This window comes from Candidatus Latescibacterota bacterium (assembly GCA_019038625.1).
Classification (GTDB): domain Bacteria; phylum Krumholzibacteriota; class Krumholzibacteriia; order Krumholzibacteriales; family Krumholzibacteriaceae; genus JAGLYV01.
The window spans coordinates 40482-47583 of sequence record JAHOYU010000121.1; the positions used below are offsets into that span (position 1 = coordinate 40482).

General features: G+C 52.9%; 5 protein-coding genes, 1 tRNA gene and 1 riboswitch. Of the genes, 2 read left to right on the plus strand and 4 right to left on the minus strand.

Annotated features, from left to right (window positions below; all coding sequences use genetic code 11):
* Positions 1 to 3 precede the first annotated feature (3 nt).
* The gene (locus tag KOO63_09815; protein ID MBU8922101.1) at positions 4 to 615 is read right to left on the minus strand and encodes a porin family protein; all 612 of its coding nucleotides are present in this window, start codon (positions 613 to 615) and stop codon (positions 4 to 6) included.
* 202 nt (positions 616 to 817) lie between these two features.
* On the opposite strand from KOO63_09815, the gene KOO63_09820 reads away from it, so the two are divergent.
* Both KOO63_09820 and KOO63_09825 read left to right on the plus strand, forming a co-directional pair.
* Positions 818 to 2041 carry a glycosyltransferase family 4 protein gene (locus tag KOO63_09820; protein MBU8922102.1) on the plus strand — a complete coding sequence of 408 codons (1224 nt, stop codon included), beginning with the start codon at positions 818 to 820 and terminating at the stop codon, positions 2039 to 2041.
* Positions 2042 to 2120: 79 nt separating this feature from the next.
* Positions 2121 to 2198: transfer RNA gene (locus KOO63_09825), tRNA-Pro, on the plus strand.
* 23 nt (positions 2199 to 2221) lie between these two features.
* Here the strand turns inward: KOO63_09825 and KOO63_09830 are convergent.
* From KOO63_09830 to KOO63_09840, 3 genes are all read right to left on the minus strand, one after another.
* Positions 2222 to 3631 (minus strand): T9SS type A sorting domain-containing protein, encoded by a 1410-nt coding sequence (locus tag KOO63_09830; protein MBU8922103.1) that lies wholly within the window; start codon positions 3629 to 3631, stop codon positions 2222 to 2224.
* A 39-nt stretch (positions 3632 to 3670) separates the two neighbouring features.
* Positions 3671 to 5764 (minus strand): TonB-dependent receptor, encoded by a 2094-nt coding sequence (locus KOO63_09835; GenBank protein MBU8922104.1) that lies wholly within the window; start codon positions 5762 to 5764, stop codon positions 3671 to 3673.
* 184 nt (positions 5765 to 5948) lie between these two features.
* Positions 5949 to 6131: riboswitch (cobalamin riboswitch) on the minus strand.
* Between the two features lie 64 nt (positions 6132 to 6195).
* Positions 6196 to 7102: hypothetical protein (locus KOO63_09840; GenBank protein MBU8922105.1), on the minus strand; the 907-nt coding region annotated here is incomplete at its 5' end.

Consider the following 7102-nt stretch of genomic DNA (forward strand, 5'->3'; position numbering starts at 1 on the left):
GCCCTAGAACTTGATTATCCCGTAATCCACACGGATCTGGTAATAGCTGTACATATCACCATCTGGCACACTGAACATGTGGTACTCGAACTCGAACCCAACACCGGCCGTCAGCAGAAACCAGTAATCCAGGCCAATGCTGATCGCACCGCCCGGACAGTTCGCCGCAGTCTTGATAGTGCCGACCTCATTACCACCAAGTGACGGAACAGCGCGATAGACTCCAGCGCCCGCGCCGACGTAAACCTGGACCATCGGGCTGAGAGTAAAGTAGTACTTGGCCTTCGCGAGGAAGGGTACCACTCCGAGGCGCTCCCTGAAAGAGACAGAGTCGTTCACCGAGGGGTCGAAATGATTTGTCGAATGGTTGTGGACGATATCATATCCGATGTGGAATCCCAGGCAGAGTTCGTTGGAAATCATTTTGCCGGCGAATAGATCGACACCGAAGAAACCGGCTTCGGCGTCATCCACGAGGGACTGAGAGTATGACGCCCCGAGATGGATCACAGCTTTGCCGCTGTTAGCCTGGGCGAATGCCGCCCCGGTCATTGAAAGGACTATGAAAATAGTCAATAAGGCACCGCTCAGCAGGCTTCTCGTTTTCAACATCATCCTCCGGAATTTGGCGTGATAAAAAGCGTTATCATATACATTTCTATAATAAACCAGGGACCTTTAGTCAAGCTGTTTTGACGTGTCGGGAGGGTGCCTGCACCGTCATTTCCTTTGAAATATTATCTATTATTGTGTAAATTCATTGACCAAAGAGGTATTTCAATCTCCCGCCCGGAGCGGGTTGAAAAAGGCGGCCGTGTTGCGAATCCTGATGGTTCAGACATACCATTACTACAGGGGGGGAGACTCTACCTGCATGTTCAACCTGACGAGTCTTCTCGAGCAGGAGGGTCATGAGGTGGTGCCTTTTGCCATGCAGCACCCGCAGAATCTTGAGTCGCCATATTCGGAACACTTCTCCAGCGAGATCGATTTCCCGAAGATGTTGGAGGAATTCTCTGTCGGAACGGCACTAAGCGTAGTATCTAAAAGCATTTACAACAGAGAGGCGAAAGCCCGGATCTCCAGGTTGATCGACGAGGTGAAGCCCGATATCGCCCATTTTCATAATATTCATGGCCACCTGACCACTTCCATAATGGGGCCGCTTCGCAGGAAAAAGATCCCGATCGTCTGGACTCTTCATGACTACAGGCTGGTCTGCCCGAACACTACATTCCTTCGCGGTGGCGAGATATGTGAAAAATGTCTCCCGCGGAAGTATCACCACGTTCTACTGGGGAAATGTAAAAAGGGCAGCCGGGCGGCGAGCCTTGTGGCGATGATGACGACGGTCTTCGACCGTGTTTCCAGGGTCCCTGCCAGGACCAGCCGATTCATCACGCCGAGCGCTTTTTTGAAAGGGAAGCTGGTGGAGGGCAGGATCGATCCGGCGAAGATCAGTGTCATACCGAATTTTGTGGATGTCCAGTCGTTCAATACGGGCAGGGAAGAGGATTATTTTCTGTACTTCGGGCGGATCTCGCATGAGAAGGGGATAGATCTTCTTATCGAGGCCGTATCGGAGATGAAGGTGGGCCGACTCAAGGTCGTCGGTGAGGGGCCCTCATCGGAAGAGTTGAAAAAACTGGTCAAGCAGACCGGCGCGCCGGTCGAGTTCCTTGGCTTCAGGAGCGGCGATGAGCTTCGTTCCCTGCTCGAAGGGGCCATGTTCGTCGTGGTGCCGTCGACCTGGTATGAGAACCTGCCGTTCTCCGTGATGGAGGCCCTGGCTGCCGGCAAGCCTGTGATCGCGACCGATATCGGGGGAATCCCCGAGATGGTCGAGGACGAGGGGAACGGCCTGCTCTTTCCGCTGGGTGATGTTGCTGCGTTGAAGGGTTGTCTGGCGAGGCTGATCGAGGACGGCGAGCTGAGGCGGGCGATGTCGGTGGCGTGCAGGAAAAAGGCCGAGTTGCTATACAACAGGGACTGGCATTACGACCAGATAATGAAAGTCTATACAGAATTGACAGGGAAATGATTGTGGTTTCGCTTGACTTGGGCTGTTCACAAGCTAATAATTCAGCGAGTTTATCCTGCCGCAGGAAAATATTTAGTGTCGGGGTGTAGCGCAGCCCGGTTAGCGCGCCTGCTTTGGGAGCAGGAAGTCGATGGTTCGAATCCATTCACCCCGACCATATTATCGCTTCAGTAAATTTTGTCATCGCACAAGGACCAGTTTCTTCGATTCGGCAACATCGCCGCTCGTGAATCTCAGAAAATATACTCCACTGGCCACCGTCAGGCCATTTTCGTTTCTTCCGTCCCAGAAGGCCTTGTATGCACCCTTTTCATGAATTTCGTCCACCAGTGTACTAATCATCCTGCCCGTGATATCGAAGATCTCAAGGCGTACTCTCGACGTGGAATTTGTAAAATATGGAATCGTCGTCGAGGGATTGAACGGGTTGGGGTAACTGCTTCCGAGCCGGGCGACCGGCGGGATCTCGGTCCCGGTGAATTCGCTGGCACTGAAGGATATGTTAAAGGGTGGAAGGCCCGTACTGATCGGTGAAGATGTGATCATTACTTCCGCCAGGGCATCGTAGATGTGGATACCCGGAGATGTCGCGGTCTGATCCGCGATGAAAAGTTCGCTGTTCGGTGAGATCTCGATGTCGTTCAGGACATAAGCTCCTGGAGAATAGATTGTGGAAACGGCCAGGCCTGTAGACGGGTTGAAGCTGATTACATCGGTCTGAAATGATGAATTTGTAACTATCGCAAAGCCTTTCGATGCGTCGAGCACCGCTATGTCATTTATATCGCCTCCAGCCGCAGATTCAGTGAGCAGGTATCCAGCGGTAGAGAGACTCGAAGGATCGATCAGCTCGACGCCTGCGTCCTGGACACCCCACCATCCGACACAAGAGACTGCCAGGTTGCCGCTGGATGGGTCGAGAACTATCGCGGAAAAGGGATTGGTCCCGGCGAGCTGGATTGCCTGGATTCCGGGGGTGGAGTCGTCGCAGTCGATCAGTGTGTCGGAAGCACAATCGACAACAGCGATATAGCTGTCGCCTACAGGGCCCCAGTAGTTATTCCTGTCAAGACGCTGAATCGTCGCGAACAGGATGTCGTGCTTTATGAAGACTCTGCTGACCTCGCAGAGGCCGTCCGCGTCTGCGAATGCCGACAGGTCGATGCTTCCCTCATTCGCACCGGTCGTCGGGTTCATTATCAGGATGTCGTTGCTCTCATACAGCGGGATATATGCCTTAGATGGACTTCTGAAGGCAATGTCCTGGGGGTTGGTCCCGTTGCCTGTGGAGAACTGTCTGATGGTCGAGAAGCCCGCCTCTGGATCGAGAACCTGGATATTGTCTGCCGGGGAGCGGTTTACGATATAGACGAGGCCATCATACCAGCGGGCGATGGCATCGCTGTGGATCGCTGTGACATCGACATCAGTCGTGTAGGAGCCGTCGAGCCAGATCACGGAAGAACTCCCTGTTTCGTAGTCTGTAGTGGTGATGAATGCGGATTCATCAGCAATGCACTCAGCGAAGGGGAATAGGGATATTATTACTGCTGCGAATACGATTGTTGTGAAACGGTGTGATCTGTTCAATGTTTTTCCTTTCTGAACTCCTGTTTCTGCCCGGTTCGATCATAGTTTGAAATTAAGGGATGCATAGAAACTTCTGCCCGGAAGTGGAAATCCGCTGACATCAGCGGTCCTTCGGTCAGTAAGATTGTATGCTTCTATAGTCAGTGACAGCCCCTCTAGGAAAGGCTTTGTCACCAGAATCATGTTGTGCAGGTCACGGCTTCCAGTTTCTCTGGTGTTGTAACGGTTCAGATAGTTTGATCCCATATGGTCAAATTGCCATGCAAGACTCCATTTTGACCTGAAGTATTCGATTGTCAGTGAAGCTTTGTGGACCGGCCGGCCCGGGAGCTCATTGCCATTGTAATATGGAATGGGACTGACATCCCTGCTGTCCAGCCATGCGTAGTTGCCTGAGACCACGAATCCCGCCGGGAATTTTCCCGATGATGAGAGTTCGATGCCTCTAACTCGGGCCTTTCCGATATTTTGTGGCCTCACTGTCGACTGGGAATTCGGAAAGAACAGTATCAGGTCGTCTGTCTCATTGTAGAGATAGGTTGCTTCAAAGAAGAATTCATTTATGAATCCTGCTTTTCCCGGTGTGAATATCACCCCGATGTCTCTGTTGATACCTGATTCAGGGGAAAGGTCGCTTTCTCCAGTAACTGTTCCCAGATTGCCGAACAATTCGAAAAATGTGGGGATCCTGTAATACGATCCATAATTGCCCTTGAAAGTGATCGAAGGTGTGGGTCTGAACCTGAATCCGAAGGCAGGTGTATGTTTGTCGCCACGTATTTTCCCGACAGGTGTCGGTGGGATCCATGGAAAGGGAGGTTCTGCATGGAATTCATTTTCGTACCACTCGGACCTCTGCGAGAAAGAGAGGTCGAGAATCTCATGTAAAAGAAACAGGTTGCCGGTAAAGGTCAGCGAAGTAGTTTTTCTGTTTCTGTCCGGTCCTGATGTGGCGACCGGCAGGTAGCTGGCAGGGCGGTACTTCTCCATTCTGTTCTCGACGAACAGGTCGAAAGACACAGGGAATGAACGGGGATATATTTTTGTCCTGAGGTTTCCTCCCCAGGAGAGGATCCTGTTATCGGTGCTGCTTGAGGAAAGGTCGATGTCTCCAGCTGGATCATTGAATCTTTCGGCTGTCCACGAATAGAATGCCGTAGCTTCAGGATGTATTCTTCCCGACAGAAATGAAGAGGGAGCAGCCTTGATGTATGTCATGCGGCGCTGGCGTTCGAGCCGGGCCGATGATTCCTGGTCGGCCCCGGGACCAGGCAGGCCGCCTTTTCTGATGAAGGAGTTATGGTGGAGGGAGAGAGAGCCGATTACGGGAAGGTCGGTCCGTATCCTGCCGGTCAGATTCCACCTTTGAAAATCGTTGTTTGTCCTTGTAGAAGTTTCGTCGTCGAGGATATTCTCCGGTGTCGCGTTGTCGTCGAGGAAGCTGAAATCGCCTGAGCTTTCAGTGTATCCTCCGAAGGCTCTCAGGTCGAAACGTCCCATGACAGATCCTGCCGAGAGTGAATATCTTCTGGAACCGAAAGAGCCGCCTGCTGCCCGGCCAGAAATGCCGATGCCAGCATCGGTCGGCCCGTTACTGTCTGCTGAAACGAGATTGACCGTTCCACCGATCGACGAGGCACCGAACCCTGCCGGGCTGAATCCCCTGTAGATCTCTATCGACGAAATATCTCCAAGGGAAAAATCTGCCAGGTTAGTCATCCCGGAATAGGCATCGCTGAGTGGGACGCCGTCGAGATAGAATCCGACCTGCGCGGATGAAGAACCCCTTATCGACATCGTCGCGAAGCTCCCGAGGCCGCCGTATTGCCTGATATTGACCCCCGTGCATCTGGCGAGGACCATCACGGGATCCGCCATCGAGTTTTCCTTTTTATCGATTTCCACAAGGCCTACGAACCCTGACTTGTTCATGATTTCCCGGGAAGGCTCGGTCCTGATTCCTTCTACTACTATTTCCGGGGTCCAGAACAGAGTGTCGAGCAACTCAGGCTGGTGTTCTGGCCTTGCCTTCGAAGATTTCTCCTCGCCGGACTTTTCCCCGGCCGCATGCGGAGAAGAGATCCCCGCGTTCAGGAAAATGAGAAATAGAAAGGAATAAACGACAGATCGCAAGCTGATGGCTCCACGTGTTCGCAGGACGGTCTAAGCACCGGACCAGGCGCCCGTCCGAAACAGGTCTTCGAGATGGAGACAAAACAGGACTCTGGAGGGAAAAAGAAACCCTCCGGTCCTTTCGGGAAAAAGGTGGAGGGGACGCAATGCCTCTCCCTATCCTCTCATTCCTCGAAGAGGTCCAGGGACTATTTATTTTTCAGGCAGGTATCCTGACTTATGGCTCCAGCGCCTCCGCCCCCCTTCCCGGCCATTTCGGCCAGTGGTCACGGGCGGCAGGCTCGCCAATTACAGTGGCGGGTCCGTGAGGGAATCTCACCCTCTTCCCTTTACGCCGACATGCGGCGCCTGAAATATTTTCAGAGAGATTGTAACCTGTGAGGACGGGGAAGTCAAAATGATTTTATTGTCTTTTAAAAATTTCCGCCTGGCTATGGAATGTCTTCTTCCTCATCAGCATACAGGATTCCCCACCTGTCGAATATAGCGGATGCGATCGAGTCCACCTGGGACCTGTTGAAGAACCAGAGAGGCATCCCGAAATGAACGCTGGGGGCCGGTATTGTCGTGCCACCGGGAGCGACGGCTTCGGCATACCGGGTGTGCCAGAAAGCGACAGGCTGTCCCTCGAGGACCGACCGGTTTATCCTGCACCGGGCCCTGTATATAGGATGGAAACAGGACTGCTGTGGGATTCCCATGTACGACATCCAGTATTGTGGATCGTAGACTTCGGCGTAATGGAAACCTCTGACAGCGGGATCGAAGAACATTCCCGGCTGGGTGACCATATCCCACAACTCAAGCCTCTCAGGGAACCCGGGGATATCCAGAGTGACGGGATCGCGCATGTCGAGGAATGCGTGCGTCATTGCGTCAAGATCCTTGCTTCTGTTGAAAGGTATCCATGTCTTCAAGACGCCCTCGATCTTGTCGATGACAGTGACGCAGAGGTCCTTGTAGGCAAGGGTCATCATTCCCGCCCGACTGTTGCAGGTCGGGGCGGAATCATAAAGATCGCACCTCAGGTTGCAGGGGTATTTTCTGTAACCCACGGGGATTACCGCTCCAAGTCCGCCGGTCCTTTCAGAAGATCCGCAGGTCCAGAGATGCCCCCCGAACGCCATGTAGTAGGGCAGGAAGTTGATGAACTCGAAGTGGTTGTAACGGATCAACCTCGTCCACACACTTCCCTGTTCGGCATCGATCGCGGGGCTGTACGTCCAGATTATATTCCTGTATTGAAACACCAGGCTCAGGGGTGGCGGCATGAAAGTATTCTTGCTCACATCGAAAATATCTCTGTCCGAGTTGAAAGTCGGGCAGAGCATGCACAGG

Coding starts and splice junctions, on each gene's coding strand:
- KOO63_09815 (MBU8922101.1), bottom strand. CDS start 615: ATGATGTTGAAAACGAGAAGCCTGCTGAGCGGTGCCTTATTGACTATT.